The sequence below is a fragment of the Sporofaciens sp. St.21A7 genome (assembly GCF_059728535.1).
This window is the reverse complement of the sequence record NZ_BAAGFN010000001.1, coordinates 3038158-3061083: the sequence shown is the minus strand read 5'-3', so window position 1 is coordinate 3061083 and position 22926 is coordinate 3038158. Positions and strand designations below refer to the sequence as shown.

The window sequence follows — 22926 nt, the reverse complement described above, 5'->3', positions numbered from 1 at the left end:
GAATGTCTGTAGAAGACAGGAAGAAGGAGACAGTAGTAATGGAAAGGCAGGAAGAAGAGAAGGGCATCCTCCGGGAACTGGGAGGTTGGGTCTTATATATACTGATCATTATCGGGCTGACATACCTGATTATCACATTTGTCGGACAGAGGACGCGGGTCAGCGGCTCCTCCATGGAGACTACGTTAAGTGACGGTGACAATCTTATCGTGGATAAGCTGTCCTATCGTTTTTGGGAGCCGAAACGTTATGATATTATCGTATTTCCCTACCAGCATGAGGAGAATACATTTTATATCAAGAGAATCATCGGGCTTCCGGGCGAGACGGTTCAGGTGGTGGACGGCTATACCTATGTGGACGGGGAGATTTTGTCAAGCGACGTCTACGGCGCGGAGGTGATGGATTCCCCGGGGATTGCGGCGACGCCAATCCAACTGGGGGAGGATGAATATTTCGTGCTTGGGGATAACCGGAATCACAGCTCTGACAGCCGCGATGCAAGCGTTGGCGTGCTGAAACGGGAGAACTTGATTGGAAAAGCATGGGTACGGATTTATCCCTTTGACAGTCTGGGGGTAATCCGCCATGAATAAGCGGGAAGAGAAGCTTGCGAAGGAGCGGGCGAGGCTTGAGGCGATGCGCGCTTATGAGAAAGAGTATGAGAAATACGGATATATCTGCGGGATAGATGAAGTGGGCAGGGGACCGCTTGCGGGACCGGTTGTGGCTGGGGCGGTAATCCTGCCCAAAGACTGTGAAATTTTATGGGTGAACGACTCAAAAAAGCTCTCGGAGAAGAAGCGGGAAGTTCTGTACGATGAGATTATGGAGAAGGCGGTTGCGGCGGGAATTGGGATGGTAAGCCCGGCGCGGATTGACGAGATTAATATCCTTCAGGCGACTTATGAGGCGATGCGAAAGGCGATTGCGAATCTAAGTGTACGCCCGGATGTTCTTCTGAATGATGCCGTTACTATCCCGGAGGTGGATATTTTTCAGGTCCCGATTATCAAGGGGGATGAAAAAAGCGTGTCGATTGCGGCGGCAAGCATTATCGCCAAGGTGACGCGGGACCGCCTCATGGTGGAATATGACAGTGTGATTCCCGGGTATGATTTTGCAAGCAATAAAGGATATGGGACAAAAGCGCATATTGCAGGAATCCGGGAGCTTGGGGTTTCTCCGATACATAGGATGACATTTGTTGGGAAATATATATGAAGCGGTGCATGTGAGGCGGCGGTATCCTATGGCAGAGAATAAGAGAAAAATCGGTGAAAAGTATGAGCGCAGGGCCGGGGCATACCTGGAGGAGAAAGGGTATGAGATTCTGGAGTATAATTTTCGGTGCAGGTCAGGCGAGATTGACATCATTGCAAGGGATGGGGAATATCTGGTCTTTTGCGAGGTGAAATACAGGGCGGGCAACGGAAAGGGACATCCGGCGGAGGCGGTCGGCTTCAGGAAGCAGAGTGTGATTTCAAAGTGCGCTCTCTATTATATGAAAAGCCATGGTTTGCCTGATAGGGCCTGCCGGTTTGACGTGGTAAGTTTTGAGGGGGATACGGTGACTTTGTATCAGGATGCATTTGATTATGCGGGAGGATGGATGTGAATCGAATCATGGAGGATAAAATATGGGCCTTGGGTTAAAATATAAGAATGGACAGCATATATTTGATGAGAGAGAGGAAAAGGGCGTCCCTTATCTTTCCTTTCCCTTGTTAGAGCAGACTGGCGTTGTGCGGCATGGATTTTCTACAAGGCTTGGAGGCGTCAGCAAGGGGCATTGTGCGACGATGAATATCAGTACGACCAGAGGGGATGAGCCAGAGGCGATTGAGGAGAACCGGCGCAGGATTGCCGCGGCCATCGGGGTAGAACCAACGGATTTTACATATACGCACCAGACTCACACGACGAATGTGGCTGTGGTTGAGGAGAAGGACCGGGGCGGAAAGTTCCTTGATACGGATGGGATGGTGACGGATGTGCCGGGAATCTGTCTGGTGACATTTTATGCGGACTGTGTGCCGTTGTTTTTTGTTGATCCGGTGCATCGTGCTATCGGGTTAAGCCATTCGGGATGGCGGGGAACCGTGGGCAGGATGGGAAAGGTAACGCTTGAGCTGATGCAGGAGCAGTATGGGACAGACCCGGCGCAGGTATTTGCCGCCATCGGGCCGTCTATTTGCCAGGAGTGCTATGAGGTCAGCGGGGACGTGATAGGGGAATTTCAGGAGGCATTTGACGAATCTCTGTGGCAGGAGTTGTTCTATGAGAAGACGGATGGAAAATATCAGCTTGACCTCTGGAGGGCAAACCAGATTGTGCTGACAGAAGCGGGAGTCAGAAGAGAGCAGATTGCGGTTACAAATGTGTGTACCCACTGTAACCCGGACATTTTGTTTTCACACCGCAGTACAGGGACGGTCAGAGGGAATCTGAGTGCGTTTCTTGCGCTCCGGTATTAAAGAAGGGGAAAGAAAGGAAGGAAGTCTATGATACTGCTTAGGGTGTTGGACGAAGGCTCAATCACTGCCAATGAAGTGGCGGAAAATGCCGCAGGGGAAGTGGCGGAAGTGACACAGGATACGGTAGAGGAAGTGGGGCGTTTTGCGCGGTATATCCAGGACAGTATCCCGAAACTTGCAGGATTTGGCGTGCGTGTCCTGATTGCCCTGGCGGTATTTTTTATCGGGAGGATTATCATCCGTTGGATTCAAAAGCTGGTGCGACGCTCCCTTGAGCGTTCCAGTGCAGATAAAGGGGTTGTGCAGTTTGTGGACTCCTTTTTAAAGGTTGGGCTGTATTCGCTGCTGATTTTCAGTATTGCAGCGAAGTTCGGCGTGGATACGGCTTCTGTAGCGGCGCTTTTGGCGTCGGGCGGCGTTGCCATTGGACTTGCGTTACAGGGGAGCCTGTCGAATTTTGCGGGCGGCGTGCTGATTCTGCTCCTGAAGCCTTTTGAGGTGGGAGATTATATTATTGAGGATACCAATAAGAATGAAGGGACTGTGAAGGAGATTCAGATTTTCTACACAAAGCTCAGCACCATTGACAACAAGACGATCGTCATACCCAATGGGATGCTGACCAACAGCAGCCTGACGAATGCGACGGCGAAGGCAGAGAGAAGGCTCGACCTCAAGGTATCTATATCCTATCAGGCGGATCTTCGCAGGGCAAAGGCGCTGATTGAGGAGATACTGACGGCGGATTCGTGTGTGATGAAGGATGAAGAGATTAATGTGTTTGTGGATGAGCTTGCCGACAGCGCCGTGCTCCTTGGGGCAAGGGCGTGGGTGAAGAATGAGGAGTTCTGGCCGACGAGGTGGCGTCTGTTAGAGACGATTAAGCTTACGCTGGATGAACAGGGGATTGAGATTCCGTATCCGCAGATGACTGTGCATGTAGATGGTTATAATGAGAAACGAAATAAATGGTAAAACCATGGGCATTATCGGAAACGGTTATGAAACAAAAAGACTGTAACTCTTGTAATAAGAATTACAGTCTTTCTAACAAAGCTGGAAATCGGACTTGAACCGACGACCCCTTCATTACGAGTGAAGTGCTCTACCGACTGAGCTATTCCAGCATGTGAAACCGTATTAACGACCACAAGTAGTATTATAACAAATTTTTTAGATTTTGCAACCATTTTTTTGCAAAATTTTTGTAAAAATATCAGGAAGTAATAATTGACGAATTTTAGATAATGTGAGAAAATATAAATAAGTATGGTGTTAAAGTTATAACAAGCCTTACGACAGAAAAATCATACATAGTTGAAAGGAGTTTTAAAATGATTTATTCACACGAAGTAGAAATGATGTGTCCTGTAGCTCAGGGTGCAAATCACGGGCCAGCTCCGATTCCGGAAGAAGCAAAATGGGTAAAGGCAAAAGAGGTCAAAGACATCTCCGGCCTGACACATGGCGTTGGCTGGTGCGCACCGCAGCAGGGAGCCTGCAAACTCACTTTAAACGTTAAGGATGGTATTATCCAGGAAGCATTGGTTGAGACGCTTGGATGTTCTGGAATGACTCACTCTGCCGCTATGGCATCTGAGATCCTCCCGGGCAAGACAATCTTGGAAGCGCTTAATACAGACCTTGTCTGTGATGCAATTAACACCGCTATGAGAGAATTATTCCTGCAGATCGTATACGGAAGAACCCAGAGTGCATTCTCCGAGGACGGCCTTCCAATCGGCGCAGGTCTTGAAGACCTTGGAAAGGGACTTCGCTCACAGGTTGGTACTATGTATGGAACATTGGCAAAGGGTCCTCGTTATCTGGAGATGGCAGAAGGCTATGTAACCGGAATCGCATTGGATGACCATGACGAGATTATCGGATACCAGTTCGTGAATCTTGGAAAGTTTACAGACTTCATCAAGGCTGGCGATACGCCAAACGACGCATGGGAGAAGGCAAAAGGACAGTACGGACGTGTTGCAGACGCAGCGAAGATCATTGACCCGAGAAAAGAGTAGGAGGACAAGTAAATGGCTTTATTTGAATCATATGAAAGAAGAATTGATAAAATCAATGAAGTATTAGGAAGCTATGGCATCGCTTCGATTGAAGAGGCTGAGAAGATTACCAAGGATGCAGGGCTTGATGTATACAATCAGGTGAAGGGGATTCAGCCAATCTGTTTCGAGAATGCATGCTGGGCGTACACCGTAGGCGCGGCGATTGCAATTAAGAAAGGATGCAAGACGGCTGCCGAGGCTGCCGCCGCCATTGGAGAGGGGTTACAGGCTTTTTGTATCCCGGGTTCTGTTGCTGACCAGAGAAAGGTTGGGCTTGGACACGGTAACTTAGGAAAGATGCTCCTTGAAGAAGAGACAGATTGTTTCGCATTCCTTGCCGGACACGAATCATTTGCGGCTGCGGAGGGCGCTATCGGTATTGCTGAGAAGGCGAACAAGGTACGTAAGAAACCGCTGCGTGTAATCCTGAACGGCCTTGGAAAGGATGCGGCGAAGATTATTTCCAGAATTAACGGATTTACATACGTTGAGACGGATTACGACTATTACACAGGCGAGCTGAAAGAAGTGCAGAGAATCCCATATTCTGACGGGCTTCGTTCCAAGGTAAACTGCTACGGCGCTAACGATGTGCGTGAAGGCGTTGCGATTATGCACAAGGAAGGCGTGGACGTATCCATTACAGGTAACTCTACCAACCCGACACGTTTCCAGCATCCGGTTGCAGGTACGTATAAGAAAGAATGTATCGAGCAGGGCAAGAAGTATTTCTCTGTTGCATCCGGCGGCGGTACAGGACGTACCCTTCACCCGGACAACATGGCGGCAGGACCGGCTTCTTACGGTATGACGGATACATTGGGCCGTATGCACTCTGACGCTCAGTTTGCAGGCTCTTCTTCCGTACCGGCTCACGTTGAGATGATGGGCTTAATCGGCGCAGGCAATAACCCGATGGTTGGAATGACGGTTGCGGTTGCAGTTGCGATCGAGGAAGCGGCTAAGGCTGGGAAGTTCTAAGAAATAGTGTAAAATCAAGGGTTATCGCTGATGTGAGGTGTCAGCGGTAGCCTTAAATTTTGCCGGGTAGCACACAAGTAACACACAAGTAGCACACATGAGGTAGCACACAAAAAATGCGTTACAAAAAAGGGCATCTGCTGACTGCAAGACACCCTTTCATACGGTTCTATGTAACGGTTATCTTTATTTTAGAATATTGTACCGGCTAATAAAGAATAATCCCTTAAATGGCTCAATACAGTGTCCTGTACGTGCTGTAAGATTGCGTCTGTATCATAATTGAAGCTCCACTCGTCCAGTGCATTATCATTTAGCAAATCCTCTGCTATGCGCTTTGCTATGTCCTCTCTTTTCATGCCGCTTTCTCCCTTTCCGCTTTCAGCGCTTCATTTATCGTCTCCAACGCTCTCGTTATTCCCTCCTGCTGTTGCAAAACTCCAAGCAAGATGTATTTGTATCTATCATCACCTATATTGTCCATAACCTCTGAAATTGTAGCGTGTGAAATCTCCGCCGCCGTCTCAATGTCAATACGTGCCTGGAATATCTTGTCGTGATTGCTCATTATTTCCTATCCCCTCCTTTTCCTCTCTATGTAATCTTCTCACAAATCCAAATATCATATTGATAAATCGGGGATTCTCAATCCCTTTTAGCATTTCTGTGATTTCTTCCTTCCGGTCAGTCATGCGCCCTCCTATTGCAAAAACACTTTCGCAAAATAAAATATTTTCAGGAAAGATGTCTTGCTGTCAATCTTATTCACTAAATCAATAATACTCTGTCGCCAAAAGTCCCTTTCATTCTCTTTCAAACCGCTTCCCCTTTTTCTGTCACGCATTTTATGCTTCTAAGTATCAAGCTAAGTAACCATATTTCATCAACGCTCTGCACAATATCTACGATTTTAGCTTTCAAGGCTTCTCTGTGTTCCTCTTCTGTTTTATAATACTTTGCCATATGTACCGCCCTTTCTTACTGAAAGCATCCCTTCAATGTAGGAATATGCGCCCTCGAAAATCCTTGTATCATTTGTGCTTTTAAGTGCCTGCGTGATAAGATTGTAATACTTCTCATTTGTCGTATTACTTATTTTAGGCTCTTTTTCCAGATAACCGAACCGATAGGCGTACAGAATAGCCTTAGTTGCCCCTAATTTCTCATTATCCGCAATATTGATAAGTGGTAGCAGTCTTTCAACCCCTAACGAATCTAACGCCCATTCCTGTGTTAAGCCGCACATTTGAGCGTCAAGCCTTGCGTGAACTTCCGAAAGTTCTGCAGGCGTTGCCTTATGTGGCAATTTCTTAAAAAATCCCATAAAAATAGTACCTCCTGTAAATTTTTAGATTGCAAGAGATACCCTCATATGATATTATATTTCATACGAGAGTTAGTCTCTTGTGTATATAGAGCGTTGATGTGATTGGTAGTCTAGCAACGCTCTATTTTTGTTTTAATTCAGAATACAATTTATTGATTCCTCTTCGGATAGTTTCAACTCTTGTTTCCGAATTTGAAGTTGCGACCTTGTCCATCTTATCCAAAGTTTCATTATCAAGTCTAACTGTGATTTGTGTTGATTTTGGATTATCCGATTTAGGTCTGCCTGTTCGTGGACTCATGTTATCACCTCACTTATTGAATCCCGATAAATTAATTATAATTATTGACATTCGAAAAGTCAATGCTTATTTTGTAATTTTCTCAATTTCTTTTCTCAACTGCTCCATAGTCCTATGGGTATAGACCTTTTCAGTAATATCTTCAATAGCATGTCCTACAATCAATTTTAAGATATATTCATCTACATTACATGCTTTTGCCTTTGTAATGAATGTATGGCGTGTTTCGTGCGGTCTATGGTCGAATTTCAAGCGGCTCATGACTTTCTTAAACCTGTTCCGGTATTTATCGTAAGTCATATGAGTACCCTGCTGCCCGTTGGCATCATTAAACAAGTATTCTGATTGCATAGCAATAGCTTCTTTCATACGGTTTTTTATTAACGGCTTTATTACTGGATGAATGGGAATGATTCTATTTTTTCCGGCATCCGTTTTCAAGCCGCCTTTCATAGTGCCATTTTCTAAGTCAATATCTGCAACTTTTAAAATAGATAACTCCTGTGGTCTCCATCCGCTGTATATGCCTATCAGAACCATATCTGTAAAAGGAATCTGCAAATTATCCCATAAAGATTGTATTTCATCTTGCGTGAATGGCAGGGGGTCCTTTGCTCGGTCTCTTTTAATTGGGTTGCCATTGGCAAACATGACCTGTGCATAATCTTTTTCTACGATATCATGAGCAACGGCGTATTTGTACATCATATTGAATAAACTCTTGATTCTGCCTTTTGTGCTATCGCCCACGTTCGCATTAATGATTGTACCCTCTAAATGAGATACCTTTATATCCCGCATTCTCATATTATAAAGACCGTTACAATAAGCATATGCCGCCGTAATGGTTCTGATACTGGACGGACTAGAGAGAGTAGGGAAATAGTTTTTATTCCATTTCTCATATACTTCTGAAAATGTGATGCTGTCAGTTTTGATGTCGTAGGGATTTTCATTATAATTTGCTAATGCAATCATAGCTTCTTCACGTGTGGCGTAATAGCCGATAGTATAGCGTATTTGCTTGCTTTTTCCCGTAGTGGTATCAAATATCCATTTATCTGTTTTAACGGCTCTAAATGGCTTAGAACGCTTTCCAGATAGCTTGTAAACGGTTCCAAATCCATTCGGTAGTTTCGTAGGCTTTCCGTTCCGAATCCGAGGTTTCGTACTGGTAGGAGTGTTCATAGGATAACCGCAATTGGGGCAGGCATTAGCTTTGTCGGACACATTATGTTTACATTCTGGACATTTCAGTAATGCCATTTAATCACTTCCTTTCTTTTATACGCTTCTTTATTCGTTCAAGAATTTTCATGATATTATCCTTTGTATAAGAATCCATTATTCTGTGAAAGTTTATTGTGTATACCTCATCTTGATTTTTTTCATTATATATAGAAAAATTATCAGAAGCGCTTTCAAATCCCTTCTTGTCATATGTTTCAATTTTTTCTACTGTGCGTTCTATACCGTCTGAAATAATTATATCATCCTTTTTCAATTTACTTCGTATACCGTTTTCTGATTCGAATTTATGCGTATAATTAACGATATTATGAGGATGTTTTTTTAAGTTTTCAGAGAAGAAATAATTGTATATATGATGAAAAATAGACCAATCGGCTATGTCACCTTCCTTTTCTGCATTCTTTGACCGATAATAGCAATCTTCCAGTAAAAGATTTAATGCGTCAATGTCTGTTCCTCCATAGCCTGCTATAATATCAATTGGTTTCTTTTTTAATTCGTTCCACTCTTTTAAAATTTGAATGGCTTCATCTGATAACCCGGTAACTTGACCTATCATTGCAAGGTTTTCATCAACGGTGGCATTTCCACGAATGCCAAGCAAATAATCAGCAGTTACGTTAAAATGTGTTGCATATGCCTTTATTACATCCAGAGATTTAGTTGGAGGTTCTTTTTGTTGATTTTCTAATTTCGATATCACCGACTGGCTCAGTATATTTCCTTCTTCTTTAAATATTGCTGCTAATTCACTTTGCGTTAAAGCAGGTTTAGCGTCAGTTTCTGTGCTTTCCCGTAATGTTCTATAGATATTTTTTTTCATTTTAAATATTCCAGAATAGAATAAAATATATAAAATATTCCAAATTTGGATTTCCTTTCTTTTTTTTGTTGTTGGTTAAATAATCGTGATATAGTATAAGCGACATAGAAAATATGGAATAAAATATATAAAATATTCCATATATGAATAATACTGCATGCAAGTGTAAATGTCAACAACAACATAAGTCAAAGAAGAGGTGATTTCATGCGTGGTAAACATATTTGCAATAAAGATATCAGAGAATACGCAAAAAATAATGATGTACCGTTATTTAGAATTGCGATGCGACTTGGCATCAATGATGGGAATTTTAGCCGTAAATTACGAGTTGAATTATCTGGCGATAAGAAAGCGGAGATTTTCAAAATCATCGATGAACTGTCAGCAGAATAGGCGGTGGTGATATGGAAGAAAAAGGAATCAAAGTCTTTCAAGAACCTGTTTTCGATACTGCATCGGTGCCGATTGAAGTAGCCGCTAGGGCGATGGGAACCGATAAGCAAACGCTTAGAATAATGCTTCAAAACAATATGGTTGAATTTGGTAAGGCGTTTAAATTACCGGGCAGCAGTCAATATACTTATTGGATTAGTCCCCGCTTGTTTTGGATGCACACAGGATTTGTTTACAAGAAAGGCGGTGCATCTGAATGAATTTTTTAAAAAGATACCAGTTGAAAAAACGACAGAGAGAGTTAATGAAAAAGCGTGATATATTGTAGAGCAACATTTTATGAATGATTGAGATTAAAAGAAAAAAGCAAATTATAAGAATAGATAGAACAAGAGGGAGATGAGAGTGTGCTGTGTTTTACTGCATGCTTTTTTCTCTTTACAAACAGGATTATAATAAAAAAGAAGGAACCCCTTCCTGGCAAGAACCGGTTCCATCTTTCATCAAATACATCCCAAAGGAAGTATCCAAGTATTATGATACGCATTTTCAATCTGTTTTGCAAGCTGAAAAAAATAAAAATATCAGACCAGGAGTGGTTTGACCAGGCGGTTGGAGACCTGATGCTTTCGGACCAGTGCTGCCCATACTGTGGGGCAAAAAGCAGCATGAAACCCCATGACAGCTATTCCCGTTACATGGTCACGTTAAAAGGGGATAAACCGGTAACGGAATCCCTGTGTGTTCCACGGGTAAAGTGCACCTCCTGCGGGCATACCCATGCCCTCCTTCCTGAGATGCTGATCCCCTATTCATCTTACAGCCTGCGCTTTGTCCTGTCCGTTCTGAATGCTTATTTCCTGCATGCCCATACGGTAGAAGATATTTGTGAAGCTTACCAGATCTGCCATTCCACACTTTACGTCTTCCGGGACCTGTTCCTTTCCCATAAACAGATGATCCTGGGGCTCCTGAATGATGCACAGAAAAAAGCGTCTGATTTTATCGGAAAACTGGACGGGGAACGGCTCTTCCGGTTTTGGGAGTCGTTCCGGTATTCATTCCTGCAGGCATACCATGCGTCAGATTTCCATCACCGCTGAAGTTCCAGGCAAAACATTCCGGATGTTTCCCATAATCCCGGCATGTACTTTGGGGGGCGGCGGGGATATACTGTAACCGGAGGCGATATAAAATGGAACAACAAAAGAAAACAGAACGGACAGAGGAACAGATGGAGGCAGCCCGGCTTCGCTTTGGGATGATCGCGCCGGTGATCCAGGAAACTTACCCAGATGAATCCGTCATGGCTTACTGTCGGAGGGTATCCCGGACGCCAATGCGGCTTCCGGATGGGCGGACTGTGAAATATAAGCCCAAAACAATCGGAAAATGGGTCAGCCTTTACCGGAACGGCGGGATTGATGCCCTGACGCCGAAAACGCGGTCCGACCTTGGAAAGACCAGGGTGCTCACAGAAGAGGCAATTGATGAGATCTACCGGATCAAACAGAAATATCCGAGGTTGAACGCAACACAGATCCACGCCAGGCTGGTACAGGAGGGCTTGATCCCGGCAACGGTTTCTGTGGCAAGCGTCCAGAGATTTGTGAAACGCAATGGGCTGAAAAGCGCAGACGCGGCATTGGCCGGGCGTGACCGGAAAGCGTTCGAGGAGGCGTATTTCGGCGGCATGTACCAGGCAGATACGTGTTACCTCCCGTATCTGGAAGAAAACGGGAAAAAGCACAGGACGTACCTGATTATGATCCTGGATGACTACTCCCGGATGATCGTGGGCGGGCGTATCTTTTACCAGGAGAATGCATACAACTTCCAGAAGGTCCTTAAGGACGCAGTTGCGGCTTATGGGATCCCGAACAAACTGTATGTGGATTCCGGTGCGCCCTACAAAAACCGGCAGCTGGATATGGTGTGCGCATCCATTGGGACAGTGCTTCTGCATACCCCTGTCCGGGATGGGGCCAGCAAGGGGAAGGTGGAGCGGAATTTCAGGACACTCAAGGAAAGATGGCTTTACGGGCTCGACATCAGCCAGATCCGCTCGCTGGACGAGTTCAATGACCTCCTGGCAGCATATATCCGGAAGCACAATACGACAGAACATTCCACGACAGGGGAAACGCCGCTGTACCGTTATCTCCACAGCCCACGCCCGGTAAGGAAACCACAGTCAGCAGAATGGCTGGAGGAATGCTTCCTGAACCGTACGACTCGCAGGGTATCCCGGGACGCCACGGTGGAGCTGGACTCCCGGTGCTATGACGCGCCGATGCAGTTCATCGGCCAGAAGGTAGAGGTCCGCTATCTCCCGGAGGACCCGGAAAAAGTATGGGTGTTCTCGGAGGGGAAGAGATATCCGATGCGCCTGACAGATCGGGGAGGGAACGGGAAAACAAAGCGGGAGAACCATGTATCCATAGATTACAGCACAGCGCTTGGAGGTGGGGAAGATGTACACTGATTATTATGGTCTGGGTTTTAATCCGTTTGATAAGCAGATGGTAAAGGAAAAAGATGCTTTTGAATCCGAAGATTTCCGTGAGATGACAGCGCGGCTGGAATACCTGAAAGAGATCCGCGGGATCGGGGTGTTTACGGCAAGCCCGGGGATGGGGAAGACATTTGCACTGCGGTGTTTTTCAAAGAAACTGAACCCGAATCTGTATCAATGTGCTTATCTGTGCCTGTCCACAGTAAGCGTGCAGGAATTCTACCGCCAGCTGTGTGAAGCGCTGGGGCTGGAATCCGGATTTGGGAAGAGCCAGATGTTCAAGTCGATCCAGGAGCGGCTGTATTATCTGTATAAAGAGAAAAGGCAGCCGTTCATCTGTATCCTGGATGAGGCACAGTACCTGAACAGCAGCATCCTGCGAGACCTGAAAATGCTAATGAACCAGAAATATGATTCGGTGAATTGTTTTTCGCTGATCTTATGTGGGGAACCTTATCTGAACCACATCCTGGAAAAACAGGTCAATGAGGCATTGCGGCAGAGGGTTGTGGTGCATTACAACTTCCATGGCCTGACAGACCAGGAAGTGCCGGACTATATCCGGCAGAAGATCCGGAATGCGGGCGGGAGCCCGGAGATCATTGATACTGCAGCGATCAGTTCTGTCCACAGCTACAGCCAGGGGAATGCCCGGCTGATTGACAATGTGATGACAGACGCGATGACTTTGGGAAGCCAGATGGAGAAAAAAGTGATTGATGCCGAGGTAATGTTAGCGGCGATCAATAACCAGGCATTGAGCTGAGAGAATGCAGGGAAAGAGGCATGACCGTGTCGTTGAGATGCGGTTGTGCTTTTTTTCTGGAAAAGTTGGCGATTATAAAGTGCCGTTTAAGTCTACCAGAAAGTGTCGCTCGACAATATATACGAACGACTACAAACAGAACATAGCAAAGATATTTATTTTTATGAATATACGCAACGAGTAATGGATGCCCTTGACGAGAAAGCCGAGCAGATACGAGGTTTATTAGAGGGGCGGTGGGATAAGTGACAGATATAGAAATATATGAAAGTAACCTGCTGCCATTTGAAATAAAAAAACGCTATGGAACTAAAGCACAATGCAGATGCCCGGCGCATGACGATAAACACGCATCATTGACAATCACAAAAGGTAGAAAATGCACATAGATTCAAGTAAGTTATGGGATTTTTATTGCGGAATTTGTTCTGGACGAATAAAAGAGCCTGAACGCACAAACAGCGAGGTAAACACAATGGGTGAAAAGAAGATTGCAAGTTATGAGGATTTTATAAAAGCGTTAAGATATGGGGAAAATAATATGCTTTGCAAATTCAGGCGAAACAATCCTGAAAGATATGCTTATTATGTTGAACAGATGTGAGCAGGTTTTGGACGTAAAAATTCGTCGAAAACACGAGATATTAAACGGCTGGAGGAAGAACACAAAAAGCGTAGTGAAATTTTAGCAATTCCAGACACAATAGCAAGGCATAAGGCGATAGCTGAAAATATGGCTCTGTTTGGACGATAAAGAGAAAACGAGGTAGATCATTATGGAAAAGGACACACTTATAAACAATTTGCTTGCGAATTATGGCAAATATGGCGTTACCAGAGCAGAATTAGAGCCGATTATAGATGATGGCATACAAAACTATGATTTGTCATTAGAAGCTATCTACAGCGGTTTGAGAATGAGCCTTGCATCTGCATTTAATGAGCATGAGTATTTTTCTTTAGATGATGTGATGGCGATAACCGGTGAAAGCCGGGAAGAACTTTTACAGCGGATAGAGAAATGCAGACAGGAGTTATTAGACGATAAGCCTACCTGTTCCGCCAAGATACAAGGTAGGCTTATTTATTTTCGCTTGTTCCTCTTATCGAGAAAGGCAAGCAACGCTATAACAAAACTACCAAAGGCAATCAGCAGAGCTAATATACCTATGAAAATCGAAATGATTTCAAAAGCTGTCATTTGCGCCACCTCCCCTCTTATGTACTCCGGCAAACCGGGCATGAAGTTTTGGGAGGTTACCACCTTGCAACACGATTGTTCCTCTCTGATATTCTATCATATTCTTTCTTTTATGACAATTCCCAGATTCCCCTACAAGTATTATTTTCCTATTTTTCTTTTTGAATAGTCTAAAAAAATTATAGATTAAAATATACCATTTTCTATTGACAATAACAGCAACAACAAGTATAATTTTAGTATAAATTTATTTATAATTATTTTTGAACTGTTTTAGGGAATGAGAGGGAACAGCTTATGTGTAAAATATACGGTTATGTAAGAGTTTCTACAATCCAACAGAAAGTAGAAAGGCAGATAAACAATATTATAGGATTCAATGGTGATGCAATCATTATATCCGAAAAGCAATCTGGCAAAGACATAGATAACAGGGCAGAGTTTAAAAAACTGCTGAATAAGGTAAAGCCGGGAGATACAATAATATTTGATGAAGTCAGTAGAATGTCAAGAAATGCTGATGAAGGCTTTTCTCTGTATATGGAACTTTTGAGCAAGGGTATTTCCCTTGTGTTTCTGAAAGAGCGGCATATAGATACAGACGAATATAAACGCCGGACACAAAAGCATATAGAGAAAGTATCATCCAGTAATAAGAAAATGGATAATCTCATAAACGGAATACTTGAACTTGTGGCAGAGTTTGAGCAGGAGAACTTGAAAGACAATATCCGGCTTGCGTTTGAACAGGCAGAGCATGAGAGACAGTTTCTTATTAAACGAGTGACAGAGGGTAAGGCTACTTCAAGTAAGAGGCAGGGCAGGCCAGAGGGAAGTTGCAATATAAAGACAGATAAAGCAGATCATATAAAGCAAACTATAAGGGATTTATCAAAGGATTTTGACGGTAAATATTCCGATGCTAAGATATTGAGGGAATATTTGCATAACACATCAAAAGGAACATACTACAAATACAAGAAAGAATTGAAAGAAGAAATAGCATAATAGCACATAAACCTATTGAGGGTATCGGCTACATAGATACCCTTTTGTTTTGCATAAAATATCATGCCGTGGGGGTTTTATAGGGAAACGCCGCATAGGGGTAGTTAGTGCCTTTTTCTGCCGGACATTTTCAAAAAGGCTTAGTCCTGCTGTTATTCTAAAATATTTTTGAAATATGCAAAAAGGCGGTTTTGTGATAAAATAAAAATTATCATTATATGGAAGAGGTCGTTAAGATGAAAAATCAATCATTAGCTGCTAACGCTATGAAAATTTCAATAGAAGATTCAATACATAAAGTTATGAACATTATAGAAAAAGAAGATGGAAGAACCTTTGAAGAAAAAAAGAAAGAAGCAATCAATTTTCTTAAGGATAAAGAGAATACGTTGCTGGCAGAACGTTTAATTGATATTGCTACAAATGATGAAATGGGGAAAAAGATTTATAAAAAGTTCTGGGCAATGGGAGAGTGTATTATTACAGAAAATGAAATTATATTACGAAAAGTACAGGATTCGGATAAACACATATTTATTGAATTGCAAAAGGAAAATAATATCGTTAAGTCAATGATGAAAGAAGAAGCCTATCGTAATATGTTATGGAATGAACATATAGAGTATAAAGCATTAATGTTTTCGGTAATCGTGGATAATGAATATGCCGGATATTGTGGTATAAAGAATACTACGCATGAACAATGGGAGATAGCGATAGAAATTTTGAATAAGTGGAAACACAAAGGAATTGGATATAGAGCAATTAGCGTTATGTTAGATGAAATAAAGAATCGTCTGAATGTGTCGGAATTTCGTGTAAGAATTGATGCTGAAAATTATCCAAGTCAAAGATTATTTGAGAAACTTGGGGCAGAGCCTAATGGTATTTCAGAATTTTTGTTGCATGAGGAAGCGGATATTCGTAGATGTGAGGAAGAAAATATTCATTTGCTGGATGAGAGAATACAGAAATTAGCAAAGCAGTTTAATGTTGAACCAAGAAAATTGTTGAGCCATGTGTTGGAATACAAATTAACGTGGGATTAAAGAAAGTGTCTGTAAGTGTTCAAAAATTGATAAAAATTTAGGTGCGTTACACACAAGTAGCACACAAATAGCCCTTAAAACCCTATAAAATCAAGGATGACAGTTTCGATCGAGGAAGCGGCGAAGGCTGGGAAGTTCTAAAGATATCTTGTGAATTGAATATGCCGGAAGGCAGATAAGTACCGTAATCTCCAGGGGTTGCGGTACTTTTTTCATGCCGGGAAAAGAGAATGGGAATTGGAGTTATGACTGCTGTTTTTGCAGAAAAAAGAAAAGAAACTTGATATAATTGTTTATGACGGTGTGTAATTCACTGAGTATTGCCTGATGGATTCTGGATACAAAACACAAGTAAAAATCAAGAATATATCCGAAAACATTATAAAACACTTAGCGGATATCCGGATATAAGTTATAATATAATTACAGAAACAAAAACATATCTGAAACAGATATAAGCAAGCGAAGAGAGACAAAAGTACCTGCAAAGTTTCGCCAGATTGATTTCTTTTTTATGTCCGGGACGGGAAAATCTTGAAAAATACGGCTCTATGCATTAAAATAGCATAGTACCTTTTCGATTATATTAATTTTTCAAGGGATGGTAGAAGCCTTATGAACGTGATAGACATCAGAAATTTGACGAAGGATTATGGCAAGGGACGGGGCGTCTTTGATATTTCCCTGCATGTGGAAAAGGGGGTATGTTACGGATTCCTCGGCCCGAACGGTGCGGGCAAGACGACGGCAATCCGCCACCTGATGGGCTTTACAAAGCCACAGAAGGGCGAAGCCGAGATTTGGGGAATGGACTGCCGGAAGAATGGGGCAAAGCTAAAAGGCCTGGTAGGATATCTGCCGGGGGAGATTGCATTCCCGAAGATGATGACGGCCAGACGGTTTCTCAATTATATGGGAAAGCTGCGGAAGATGGAGAAGATTTCTTCCCGGGCAAAACTTGAGGTTGCTTCAGGAGAAGAATCCAAGGATACTGGGACAGAGTCGGATTACGTTGCCAGGCTGCTTCGGTTATTTCCGTTGGATATGGGTATGAAGATCCGTGATATGAGTATTGGGGAGAAGCGGAAGCTGGCTGTAATCACTGCATTTATGCACGACCCCGAGGCGCTGATTCTCGACGAGCCTACTTCCGGTTTAGATCCGGTGATGCAGGAAGTGTTTATCGACTTTATCCGCTCAGAGAAGAAGCGAGGGAAGACCATCCTATTGTCTTCCCACATGTTTCATGAGGTTGACGCCGTATGCGACCGTATCGCAATCATCAAGGAAGGAAGGATTGCGGCGGATTTCAGTGCGGATGAGTTAAAGGAACAGAAGCAGTGGATATATAAAGTTTCCTTTGAGACGGAGCGGGATTATAACCGTTTTAACGAAAATGATTTTCTGTGTACCAACAAAGACCCGAACCGGCTGACTGTGCGGCTTATGGTGGACATGGATGGGCTGAACCGGCTGATTCCGGTTCTTTCCGGGCTGAATGTCACGGACATCAGTGAGATTCCATATACTCTGGAGGATCATTTTATGAAGTTCTACAAGAAAGAGGATGAATTGCAGGGAGAGCCGGAGGGCGGCGCCGGGATTTGGGAGGTGGATGAACCATGACGAATATCATAGAATTTAGCGGCGTCACGAAAGATTATGGCAAGGGACGCGGCATTTTTGATGTGAGCTTTGACATCCGGCCCGGCATGGTCTATGGTTTTATCGGTACGAACGGTTCCGGGAAGACGACGGCGATCCGCAATCTGATGGGTTTCCTGAAACCTGACCGGGGAAGTATCCGTGTAAAAGGAAGGGATGCATGGAAAGACGCCACGATGTTAAAACATTTTATGAGTTATGTCCCCGGGGAGATAGAGTTTCCGCGCTTTCGCACAGGGACGCAATTTCTGCGTTATTTTGCAAAGTATCTTGAGATTGAGGACTTTACATATATGGAGCGGTTGATTGACATATTGCAGCTTGACCCGTCGGCGAATTTGAGACGGATGTCCAAGGGGATGAAGCAGAAGACTGCGATTGTTGCGGCCCTTATGGGAGATAAAGAGATTCTGGTTATGGATGAGCCCACCACGGGGCTTGACCCGCTGATGCGGGACGCCTTCCTGAATCTGGTCCGGGAAGAGAAGGCGAAGGGAAAGACCATATTCATGTCCAGCCATATTTTCGAGGAGATTGAAGAGGTCTGTGACGTGGCGGCGATTATCCACAAGGGAAAAGTCGTGGAGACGGTGGATATTGACCAGATAAGAAATCCGGAAAATAAATGGTTTGGCATTACGTTCAATACCGCATGGGACAGGGCTGATTTTGTGGACAGATTCCGGTTTGACACCGTGAAGATTGTAGGCGGGCGTTCCTGTGAGGTGACGGTTCCTGTCAGGGATATCGTAATCCTGCTGCAGCATTTGAAGGGGTATCTGATTTGTGAGTTTCAGGAGAAGCACACGACCCTTGAGACTTATTTTAAAGAGGCGATTCGTAAAGGAGAGTGACAGGGATGAAAACAACAAAATTATTTTCAAGGCCGCTGTTTGGGCAAGATATCAGGAGTTTCTGGTTTTTTGCCTTGGCGGTGGTCCTGGTTATGTCGATGATGAGCTGTGTGGTAACGATTGCGATTGACGCCATCCAGACGGATCTTGCAGGCAGTGCAGATACGGCGATGGTTGAGAGGATGGCAAAAATGGGAATTCAGGTTCCGCAGATGGACCCAAGCGTCATCCTTGACACGATGTATTACAAGGTTATCGTACTGATTCCTATCTTCCTGTTGGTAGTCGCAGCGTCCAATGCCCTGATTGCCGCGCAGGTGGACGACGGTTCGATGGCGTATATCCTGTCTACCCCAACGGAGCGCGGGGCGGTGGCATTTACCCATATGGTATTCATGTTGTTGGTTCCGTTGGTGGTAACAGGGATTGTCTGCGGAGTCAAATGTGTGCTGAATGAACAGATTGCGGGGGATGCCGATGTGGCTGCTACCGTGGTTAAGTTTGCCGGGATGTATGTCCTGGTGGAAGCGGTTGCGGCAATCTGTTATCTGGGAAGCTGCCTGTTCAACCATAACAGCAGGGCGCTTACGTTTGGCGGAGGGATTACGGTCTGGTGTTTTATCGCTTCCTTGCTTGGCGTGTTCGGGTCTGATAAGCTGGTGGAGATGGGCGTGGGGATTGAACAGCTTGACATCTTTAACCAGCTGACGCTTGTAGGGCTTCTGGATATCACTGCCATGGAGACGGTGGGAAGCGATGCGGTGAATTATGATTTTGTCTGGAAACTGGGGGTTCTTGCCGGTGTGGCCGTAGTGGCTTATGGGGTGGGGGCGCTGAGATTCTGGAAGAAGGACTTGCCGCTATAGAAAAAGAAAAGGGATGCCGTAAGATGGCACCCCTTTCTTCTTATCGGCATACGTCTGCCGGAACCCATGGATGGCTAGTTCAACTTTATTCCTTTGAACAAATCTCCTAAGCTGGTTCCGATGCTCTCAGACTTAGGAATGTTCACTTTTTCAACCGGCTCTTCTTTTACTTCTTCAAGGGCTTTCATGCTGAGGCTGATCTTGCCGTCTTTCAGCCCGATGATTTTCACCTTTACTTCATCGCCTGTGTTCAGCACATCCTTAGGAGACTTCACGCGCTTCTGGCTGATCTGAGAAACATGGACCAGGCCGGACAGCCCGTCTTCGAGACGGATAAATGCGCCATAGTTCTGAATGCTCTCTACCGTTCCGCTTACAACGCTTCCAATCTTCACATTGGCGATTCTTTCTTCCATGGCTTTCTTCTCTTTTTCCTTGAGGATCTCCCGGGCAGAGAGTACCAGACGCTCGCTTGCCTGATCCACTTCAATGACTTTTACCTCGATATCCTTGAGGAGATAAGTCTCAAGGTCTTCGATGTAGGACAGGGACAGCCTGGATGCGGGGATGAATCCGCGCAGCCCTTCGACCATGGCGATTGCGCCGCCGTTCACGATCCCCTCGACCTTAACGGGGAGAACGGTTCCTTTTTCTTTGTAGGATGCTACGAGATTCCAGGGATTGGCATCGTCAAAATGTTCCTCAAAGTCTGCCATGGTTTCTTCCGTGTTGCTGATGGCAGCTTCCGCTGCTGTTTCTTGTAATAATTCTTCACTCATAGTATCTATTCCCTTTCGCTAGCAAGACTTGTACGTCGTCACATACCATTCCAAGTATCATGCGTCACCAGCCTGCGGGCTGACAACCTGTGCAGGTATCAGCGTACTTTTTTAATTATAACATAAAATTAACAAAAATGTTCAAAGAAAAAATAAAATATGGATATTTCATGAAAATTTATGGTTGACGAAAGCTGTAAAAGATGGCACTCTTATTATTAGAAGCGAAAGAAATCTGATTTTGGGGAAGTGATAACAATGGGAAAGAAGACAGGAAAAGTATATGTTGTGGGGCATAAGAATCCGGATACAGACTCGATTTGTTCTGCGATTGCCTATGCCAATCTGAAGAAAGAGATGACAGGCGATGAGTATGTGGCAAAAAGGGCGGGGCAGATTAATGAAGAGACGCTCTATGTGCTCAAGCGGTTCAAGGTAGCTGCGCCGGAGCTTCTGTCCAACGTGAAATTGCAGGTGAAAGATATTGACATACATAAGATAGAAGGCGTAGATCCGAACGTGTCGATTAAGGCCACTTGGGAGAAGATGAAGGAGCAGAATGTCAAGACCCTTCCAATCTTGAAGGATGAGGAACTGGTGGGAGTAATCTCGACGGGGGATATCGCAACTTCATATATGGATGTGTATGACAGCAATATTTTGTCTGAGGCAAAGACGCAGTATAAGAATATTGTGGAGACGCTGGATGGGACGCTGATCTGCGGGAATGAGCACGGATATTTTACCAGAGGGAAGGTGACGGTGGGAGCATCCAGCCCGGAGCTGATGGAGGAGTTTATCGAGAAGGACGATCTGGTTATTTTGAGCAATCGGTACGAGTCTCAGGCGTGTGCCGTGGATATTGACGTAAGCTGCCTTGTGGTGTGCCAGGGGGCGGAAGTGTCAAAAAGGCTGATTAAGAGAGCCGAGGAGCAGAGTATTGTGATTATCAGTACGCCCCATGATACTTATACGGTAGCGCGGCTGATTAACCAGAGTATCCCGGTAAAGCATTTTATGACGAAGGCGCCGCTTATGACCTTCCGCATGACAGATTATGTGGATGATATCAAGGATTCTATGACGAAGAAGAAGTTCAGAGATTTCCCGATTCTTGACCGGCACGGCCGCTTCAAAGGGTTTATTTCCAGACGGCGTTTTCTGGATGTGAGTAAGAAATGGGTGATTCTGGTAGACCATAATGAGAAATCCCAGGCGGTGGACGGGATTGAAGAAGCGGAGATCGTGGAAATCATCGACCATCACAGGCTTGGCAGTATTGAGACTATGGGTCCTGTGTTCTTCCGCAACCAGCCTGTGGGATGTACGGCGACCATCGTTTACCAGATGTACGAGGAGTGTGGGGTGAAGATTACGCCGACGATTGCAGGCCTGCTCTGTTCCGCAATTATCTCGGATACCCTGCTGTTCCGTTCGCCTACCTGTACCCAGGTGGACGAGAAGGCGGCGAAGAAGCTGGCGAAACTGGCGGATATCAACTTGGAGCAGATGGCGGGAGAGATGTTCAAGGCTGGAAGCAGCCTTACTGGAAAGAGTGCGGATGAGATCTGTTTCCAGGATTTTAAGCAGTTCACGGTCAACGACGTGGTGTTCGGCGTAGGGCAGATTAATTCCATGAATAAGGATGAGCTAAAGGAAATACGGGAAGTATTGACGCCTCATCTGCCGGAGGTACTGAAATCGAATAACCTCCAGATGGTTTATTTCATGCTGACAGATATTCTGGATGAATCCACGGAACTGCTCTGCGTGGGGAATAATGCGAAGGAATATATTATCGACGCGTTTGACCTTGGGGAGGACACGGATAAGGTGGTGCTAAAAGGTGTGGTTTCCAGGAAAAAGCAGTTGATTCCTACGTTAGTCGGGACATTGCAGCAGTAAATTTATGGGCAGGGAAGATGCTTTTAAGCGGCAAAAGCTGAATGAGAAGGAGGAGACGGAACATGGAAATATCAGAAAACAGGCAGGTTTGGAAGCCGGGGAATATGCTGTACCCGCTTCCTGCCGTGATGGTAAGCGCAGCGGATAGGAAGGGAAATGCGAATATCCTGACGGTGGCATGGACAGGGACGGTCTGTTCTGACCCTGCCATGCTCTACATTTCCGTAAGGCCGGAGCGTTTTTCTTACCCTATGATTCGGGAGACAGGGGAATTTGTGGTTAACCTGACTACAGAGAAACTTGGCTTTGCCGCGGACTGGTGCGGCGTGAAGTCCGGCAGGGATGTGGACAAATGGAAGGAGATGAAGCTGACGAAGGGCGGTGCGGCGAAGCTTTCCTATGCCCCGGTGATTCTGGAAAGCCCGGTCAATATTGAGTGCAAGGTGACGGAAGTGAAGGAGCTTGGCTCTCATGATATGTTCCTTGCACAGGTTGTGGCAGTTCAGGTGGATGAAAAATATATGAAGAAGGACGGGAAGTTTGAGTTGAATTCCACAGGGCTTCTTACGTATTCCCATGGAGAGTACTTTGGGCTTGGGAAGGAGCTTGGCCGGTTTGGGTTTAGCGTAAAGAAACGTTAGCACATTATTGCATTTTCCTGTATCCCCCCTACATACATTAGTAAGGAAGGGG

Annotated in this window: 29 protein-coding genes and 1 tRNA gene; 21 read left to right on the top strand and 9 right to left on the bottom strand. The window is 44.7% G+C overall.

What is annotated here, in order from left to right; all coding sequences use genetic code 11:
• Positions 1-2 precede the first annotated feature (2 nt).
• Genes lepB through AC6I3O_RS15030 form a run of 5 tightly spaced genes read left to right on the top strand, consistent with a single transcriptional unit; the run spans position 3 to position 3452 of the window.
• Positions 3-596, top strand: a complete 594-nt coding sequence (gene lepB / locus AC6I3O_RS15050) for a signal peptidase I (protein ID WP_497851599.1) — start codon at positions 3-5, stop codon at positions 594-596.
• Positions 589-1224, top strand: coding sequence for a ribonuclease HII (gene rnhB / locus AC6I3O_RS15045; RefSeq protein WP_497851598.1), 636 nt, complete (start codon positions 589-591; stop codon positions 1222-1224). The genes lepB and rnhB overlap by 8 nt, the downstream gene beginning before the upstream one ends.
• 28 nt (positions 1225-1252) lie before the next feature.
• Positions 1253-1618: a YraN family protein gene (locus tag AC6I3O_RS15040; RefSeq protein WP_497851597.1), complete on the top strand. Its 366-nt coding sequence runs from the start codon at positions 1253-1255 to the stop codon at positions 1616-1618.
• Positions 1619-1640: 22 nt separating this feature from the next.
• The gene (gene pgeF, locus AC6I3O_RS15035; RefSeq protein WP_497851596.1) at positions 1641-2477 is read left to right on the top strand and encodes a peptidoglycan editing factor PgeF; all 837 of its coding nucleotides are present in this window, start codon (positions 1641-1643) and stop codon (positions 2475-2477) included.
• A 27-nt stretch (positions 2478-2504) separates the two neighbouring features.
• Positions 2505-3452: a mechanosensitive ion channel family protein gene (locus AC6I3O_RS15030; RefSeq protein WP_497851595.1), complete on the top strand. Its 948-nt coding sequence runs from the start codon at positions 2505-2507 to the stop codon at positions 3450-3452.
• A gap of 79 nt (positions 3453-3531) precedes the next feature.
• On the opposite strand, the gene AC6I3O_RS15025 is transcribed toward AC6I3O_RS15030, so the two are convergent.
• Positions 3532-3604, bottom strand: a tRNA-Thr gene (locus AC6I3O_RS15025).
• 207 nt (positions 3605-3811) lie between these two features.
• Here AC6I3O_RS15025 and AC6I3O_RS15020 point away from each other — a divergent pair.
• Positions 3812-4504 carry an iron-sulfur cluster assembly scaffold protein gene (locus tag AC6I3O_RS15020; RefSeq protein WP_172489010.1) on the top strand — a complete coding sequence of 231 codons (693 nt, stop codon included), beginning with the start codon at positions 3812-3814 and terminating at the stop codon, positions 4502-4504.
• A 12-nt stretch (positions 4505-4516) separates the two neighbouring features.
• Positions 4517-5527 (top strand): GGGtGRT protein, encoded by a 1011-nt coding sequence (locus tag AC6I3O_RS15015; RefSeq protein ID WP_497851594.1) that lies wholly within the window; start codon positions 4517-4519, stop codon positions 5525-5527.
• Between the two features lie 191 nt (positions 5528-5718).
• Here the strand turns inward: AC6I3O_RS15015 and AC6I3O_RS15010 are convergent, their stop codons facing one another.
• The 7 genes from AC6I3O_RS15010 to AC6I3O_RS14980 form a co-directional block, all read right to left on the bottom strand.
• Positions 5719-5886 (bottom strand): hypothetical protein, encoded by a 168-nt coding sequence (locus AC6I3O_RS15010; protein ID WP_497851593.1) that lies wholly within the window; start codon positions 5884-5886, stop codon positions 5719-5721.
• Positions 5883-6095, bottom strand: a complete 213-nt coding sequence (locus tag AC6I3O_RS15005) for a hypothetical protein (RefSeq protein WP_497851592.1) — start codon at positions 6093-6095, stop codon at positions 5883-5885. Before AC6I3O_RS15005 ends, AC6I3O_RS15010 begins: the two co-directional genes overlap by 4 nt.
• A 245-nt stretch (positions 6096-6340) precedes the next feature.
• Positions 6341-6490 carry a hypothetical protein gene (locus AC6I3O_RS15000; RefSeq protein ID WP_394683940.1) on the bottom strand — a complete coding sequence of 50 codons (150 nt, stop codon included), beginning with the start codon at positions 6488-6490 and terminating at the stop codon, positions 6341-6343.
• Positions 6474-6851, bottom strand: coding sequence for a hypothetical protein (locus AC6I3O_RS14995; protein WP_497851591.1), 378 nt, complete (start codon positions 6849-6851; stop codon positions 6474-6476). The genes AC6I3O_RS15000 and AC6I3O_RS14995 overlap by 17 nt, the downstream gene beginning before the upstream one ends.
• A 124-nt stretch (positions 6852-6975) precedes the next feature.
• Positions 6976-7155: a CopG family transcriptional regulator gene (locus tag AC6I3O_RS14990; RefSeq protein WP_497851590.1), complete on the bottom strand. Its 180-nt coding sequence runs from the start codon at positions 7153-7155 to the stop codon at positions 6976-6978.
• Positions 7156-7221: 66 nt separating this feature from the next.
• A complete protein-coding gene (locus AC6I3O_RS14985) occupies positions 7222-8421 on the bottom strand; it encodes a site-specific integrase (protein ID WP_497851589.1) in 1200 nt (399 codons plus the stop codon).
• Between the two features lie 4 nt (positions 8422-8425).
• The gene (locus AC6I3O_RS14980) at positions 8426-9229 is read right to left on the bottom strand and encodes a helix-turn-helix domain-containing protein (RefSeq protein WP_497851588.1); all 804 of its coding nucleotides are present in this window, start codon (positions 9227-9229) and stop codon (positions 8426-8428) included.
• A gap of 207 nt (positions 9230-9436) precedes the next feature.
• Between AC6I3O_RS14980 and AC6I3O_RS14975 the strand changes: the two genes are divergently transcribed.
• From AC6I3O_RS14975 to AC6I3O_RS14920, 12 genes are all read left to right on the top strand, one after another.
• Positions 9437-9625 carry a hypothetical protein gene (locus AC6I3O_RS14975; protein WP_497851587.1) on the top strand — a complete coding sequence of 63 codons (189 nt, stop codon included), beginning with the start codon at positions 9437-9439 and terminating at the stop codon, positions 9623-9625.
• Between the two features lie 11 nt (positions 9626-9636).
• Positions 9637-9885 carry a hypothetical protein gene (locus AC6I3O_RS14970; protein WP_497851586.1) on the top strand — a complete coding sequence of 83 codons (249 nt, stop codon included), beginning with the start codon at positions 9637-9639 and terminating at the stop codon, positions 9883-9885.
• A 276-nt stretch (positions 9886-10161) separates the two neighbouring features.
• Complete coding sequence (locus AC6I3O_RS14965; RefSeq protein ID WP_354022698.1) at positions 10162-10728, top strand: DUF6431 domain-containing protein; 567 nt, start codon at positions 10162-10164, stop codon at positions 10726-10728.
• 92 nt (positions 10729-10820) lie between these two features.
• On the top strand, positions 10821-12110 hold the full coding sequence (locus tag AC6I3O_RS14960) for a TnsB C-terminal domain-containing protein (RefSeq protein ID WP_290452042.1): 1290 nt from the start codon (positions 10821-10823) through the stop codon (positions 12108-12110).
• A complete protein-coding gene (locus AC6I3O_RS14955; protein WP_290452041.1) occupies positions 12100-12906 on the top strand; it encodes an ExeA family protein in 807 nt (268 codons plus the stop codon). Before AC6I3O_RS14960 ends, AC6I3O_RS14955 begins: the two co-directional genes overlap by 11 nt.
• Positions 12907-13381: 475 nt before the next feature.
• Positions 13382-13510, top strand: a complete 129-nt coding sequence (locus tag AC6I3O_RS14950; protein ID WP_497851585.1) for a hypothetical protein — start codon at positions 13382-13384, stop codon at positions 13508-13510.
• A 172-nt stretch (positions 13511-13682) separates the two neighbouring features.
• Entirely contained in the window at positions 13683-14276 is a 594-nt protein-coding gene (locus AC6I3O_RS14945) for a hypothetical protein (protein WP_497851584.1), read from the top strand.
• A 128-nt stretch (positions 14277-14404) separates the two neighbouring features.
• On the top strand, positions 14405-15115 hold the full coding sequence (locus AC6I3O_RS14940; RefSeq protein WP_120421204.1) for a recombinase family protein: 711 nt from the start codon (positions 14405-14407) through the stop codon (positions 15113-15115).
• A gap of 236 nt (positions 15116-15351) precedes the next feature.
• Positions 15352-16164: a GNAT family N-acetyltransferase gene (locus AC6I3O_RS14935; RefSeq protein WP_162212273.1), complete on the top strand. Its 813-nt coding sequence runs from the start codon at positions 15352-15354 to the stop codon at positions 16162-16164.
• 615 nt (positions 16165-16779) lie between these two features.
• Entirely contained in the window at positions 16780-17790 is a 1011-nt protein-coding gene (locus tag AC6I3O_RS14930; RefSeq protein WP_497851583.1) for an ABC transporter ATP-binding protein, read from the top strand.
• On the top strand, positions 17787-18683 hold the full coding sequence (locus AC6I3O_RS14925) for an ABC transporter ATP-binding protein (protein WP_497851582.1): 897 nt from the start codon (positions 17787-17789) through the stop codon (positions 18681-18683). The genes AC6I3O_RS14930 and AC6I3O_RS14925 overlap by 4 nt, the downstream gene beginning before the upstream one ends.
• 5 nt (positions 18684-18688) lie before the next feature.
• A complete protein-coding gene (locus AC6I3O_RS14920; RefSeq protein WP_497851581.1) occupies positions 18689-19549 on the top strand; it encodes an ABC transporter permease subunit in 861 nt (286 codons plus the stop codon).
• 74 nt (positions 19550-19623) lie between these two features.
• Here the strand turns inward: AC6I3O_RS14920 and AC6I3O_RS14915 are convergent, their stop codons facing one another.
• Entirely contained in the window at positions 19624-20328 is a 705-nt protein-coding gene (locus AC6I3O_RS14915) for a S1 RNA-binding domain-containing protein (protein ID WP_497851580.1), read from the bottom strand.
• A 258-nt stretch (positions 20329-20586) separates the two neighbouring features.
• Here AC6I3O_RS14915 and AC6I3O_RS14910 point away from each other — a divergent pair, with 258 nt between their 5' ends.
• Both AC6I3O_RS14910 and AC6I3O_RS14905 read left to right on the top strand, forming a co-directional pair.
• Positions 20587-22233 (top strand): putative manganese-dependent inorganic diphosphatase, encoded by a 1647-nt coding sequence (locus AC6I3O_RS14910; RefSeq protein ID WP_497851579.1) that lies wholly within the window; start codon positions 20587-20589, stop codon positions 22231-22233.
• Positions 22234-22295: 62 nt separating this feature from the next.
• Positions 22296-22874, top strand: a complete 579-nt coding sequence (locus AC6I3O_RS14905) for a flavin reductase family protein (protein ID WP_497851578.1) — start codon at positions 22296-22298, stop codon at positions 22872-22874.
• Positions 22875-22926: the final 52 nt, after the last annotated feature.

Coding starts and splice junctions, on each gene's coding strand:
- AC6I3O_RS14970 (WP_497851586.1), top strand. CDS start 9,637: ATGGAAGAAAAAGGAATCAAAGTCTTTCAAGAACCTGTTTTCGATACT.
- AC6I3O_RS14920 (WP_497851581.1), top strand. CDS start 18,689: ATGAAAACAACAAAATTATTTTCAAGGCCGCTGTTTGGGCAAGATATC.
- AC6I3O_RS14990 (WP_497851590.1), bottom strand. CDS start 7,155: ATGAGTCCACGAACAGGCAGACCTAAATCGGATAATCCAAAATCAACA.
- AC6I3O_RS15015 (WP_497851594.1), top strand. CDS start 4,517: ATGGCTTTATTTGAATCATATGAAAGAAGAATTGATAAAATCAATGAA.
- AC6I3O_RS14915 (WP_497851580.1), bottom strand. CDS start 20,328: ATGAGTGAAGAATTATTACAAGAAACAGCAGCGGAAGCTGCCATCAGC.
- lepB (WP_497851599.1), top strand. CDS start 3: ATGTCTGTAGAAGACAGGAAGAAGGAGACAGTAGTAATGGAAAGGCAG.
- AC6I3O_RS14910 (WP_497851579.1), top strand. CDS start 20,587: ATGGGAAAGAAGACAGGAAAAGTATATGTTGTGGGGCATAAGAATCCG.
- AC6I3O_RS14930 (WP_497851583.1), top strand. CDS start 16,780: ATGAACGTGATAGACATCAGAAATTTGACGAAGGATTATGGCAAGGGA.
- AC6I3O_RS14940 (WP_120421204.1), top strand. CDS start 14,405: ATGTGTAAAATATACGGTTATGTAAGAGTTTCTACAATCCAACAGAAA.
- AC6I3O_RS14985 (WP_497851589.1), bottom strand. CDS start 8,421: ATGGCATTACTGAAATGTCCAGAATGTAAACATAATGTGTCCGACAAA.
- AC6I3O_RS14960 (WP_290452042.1), top strand. CDS start 10,821: ATGGAACAACAAAAGAAAACAGAACGGACAGAGGAACAGATGGAGGCA.
- AC6I3O_RS14935 (WP_162212273.1), top strand. CDS start 15,352: ATGAAAAATCAATCATTAGCTGCTAACGCTATGAAAATTTCAATAGAA.
- AC6I3O_RS15030 (WP_497851595.1), top strand. CDS start 2,505: ATGATACTGCTTAGGGTGTTGGACGAAGGCTCAATCACTGCCAATGAA.
- AC6I3O_RS14950 (WP_497851585.1), top strand. CDS start 13,382: ATGGGTGAAAAGAAGATTGCAAGTTATGAGGATTTTATAAAAGCGTTA.
- AC6I3O_RS14905 (WP_497851578.1), top strand. CDS start 22,296: ATGGAAATATCAGAAAACAGGCAGGTTTGGAAGCCGGGGAATATGCTG.
- AC6I3O_RS15005 (WP_497851592.1), bottom strand. CDS start 6,095: ATGAGCAATCACGACAAGATATTCCAGGCACGTATTGACATTGAGACG.
- AC6I3O_RS15000 (WP_394683940.1), bottom strand. CDS start 6,490: ATGGCAAAGTATTATAAAACAGAAGAGGAACACAGAGAAGCCTTGAAA.
- pgeF (WP_497851596.1), top strand. CDS start 1,641: ATGGGCCTTGGGTTAAAATATAAGAATGGACAGCATATATTTGATGAG.
- AC6I3O_RS14975 (WP_497851587.1), top strand. CDS start 9,437: ATGCGTGGTAAACATATTTGCAATAAAGATATCAGAGAATACGCAAAA.
- AC6I3O_RS14955 (WP_290452041.1), top strand. CDS start 12,100: ATGTACACTGATTATTATGGTCTGGGTTTTAATCCGTTTGATAAGCAG.
- AC6I3O_RS14995 (WP_497851591.1), bottom strand. CDS start 6,851: ATGGGATTTTTTAAGAAATTGCCACATAAGGCAACGCCTGCAGAACTT.
- AC6I3O_RS14925 (WP_497851582.1), top strand. CDS start 17,787: ATGACGAATATCATAGAATTTAGCGGCGTCACGAAAGATTATGGCAAG.
- rnhB (WP_497851598.1), top strand. CDS start 589: ATGAATAAGCGGGAAGAGAAGCTTGCGAAGGAGCGGGCGAGGCTTGAG.
- AC6I3O_RS15020 (WP_172489010.1), top strand. CDS start 3,812: ATGATTTATTCACACGAAGTAGAAATGATGTGTCCTGTAGCTCAGGGT.
- AC6I3O_RS15010 (WP_497851593.1), bottom strand. CDS start 5,886: ATGAAAAGAGAGGACATAGCAAAGCGCATAGCAGAGGATTTGCTAAAT.
- AC6I3O_RS14980 (WP_497851588.1), bottom strand. CDS start 9,229: ATGAAAAAAAATATCTATAGAACATTACGGGAAAGCACAGAAACTGAC.
- AC6I3O_RS14945 (WP_497851584.1), top strand. CDS start 13,683: ATGGAAAAGGACACACTTATAAACAATTTGCTTGCGAATTATGGCAAA.
- AC6I3O_RS14965 (WP_354022698.1), top strand. CDS start 10,162: ATGATACGCATTTTCAATCTGTTTTGCAAGCTGAAAAAAATAAAAATA.
- AC6I3O_RS15040 (WP_497851597.1), top strand. CDS start 1,253: ATGGCAGAGAATAAGAGAAAAATCGGTGAAAAGTATGAGCGCAGGGCC.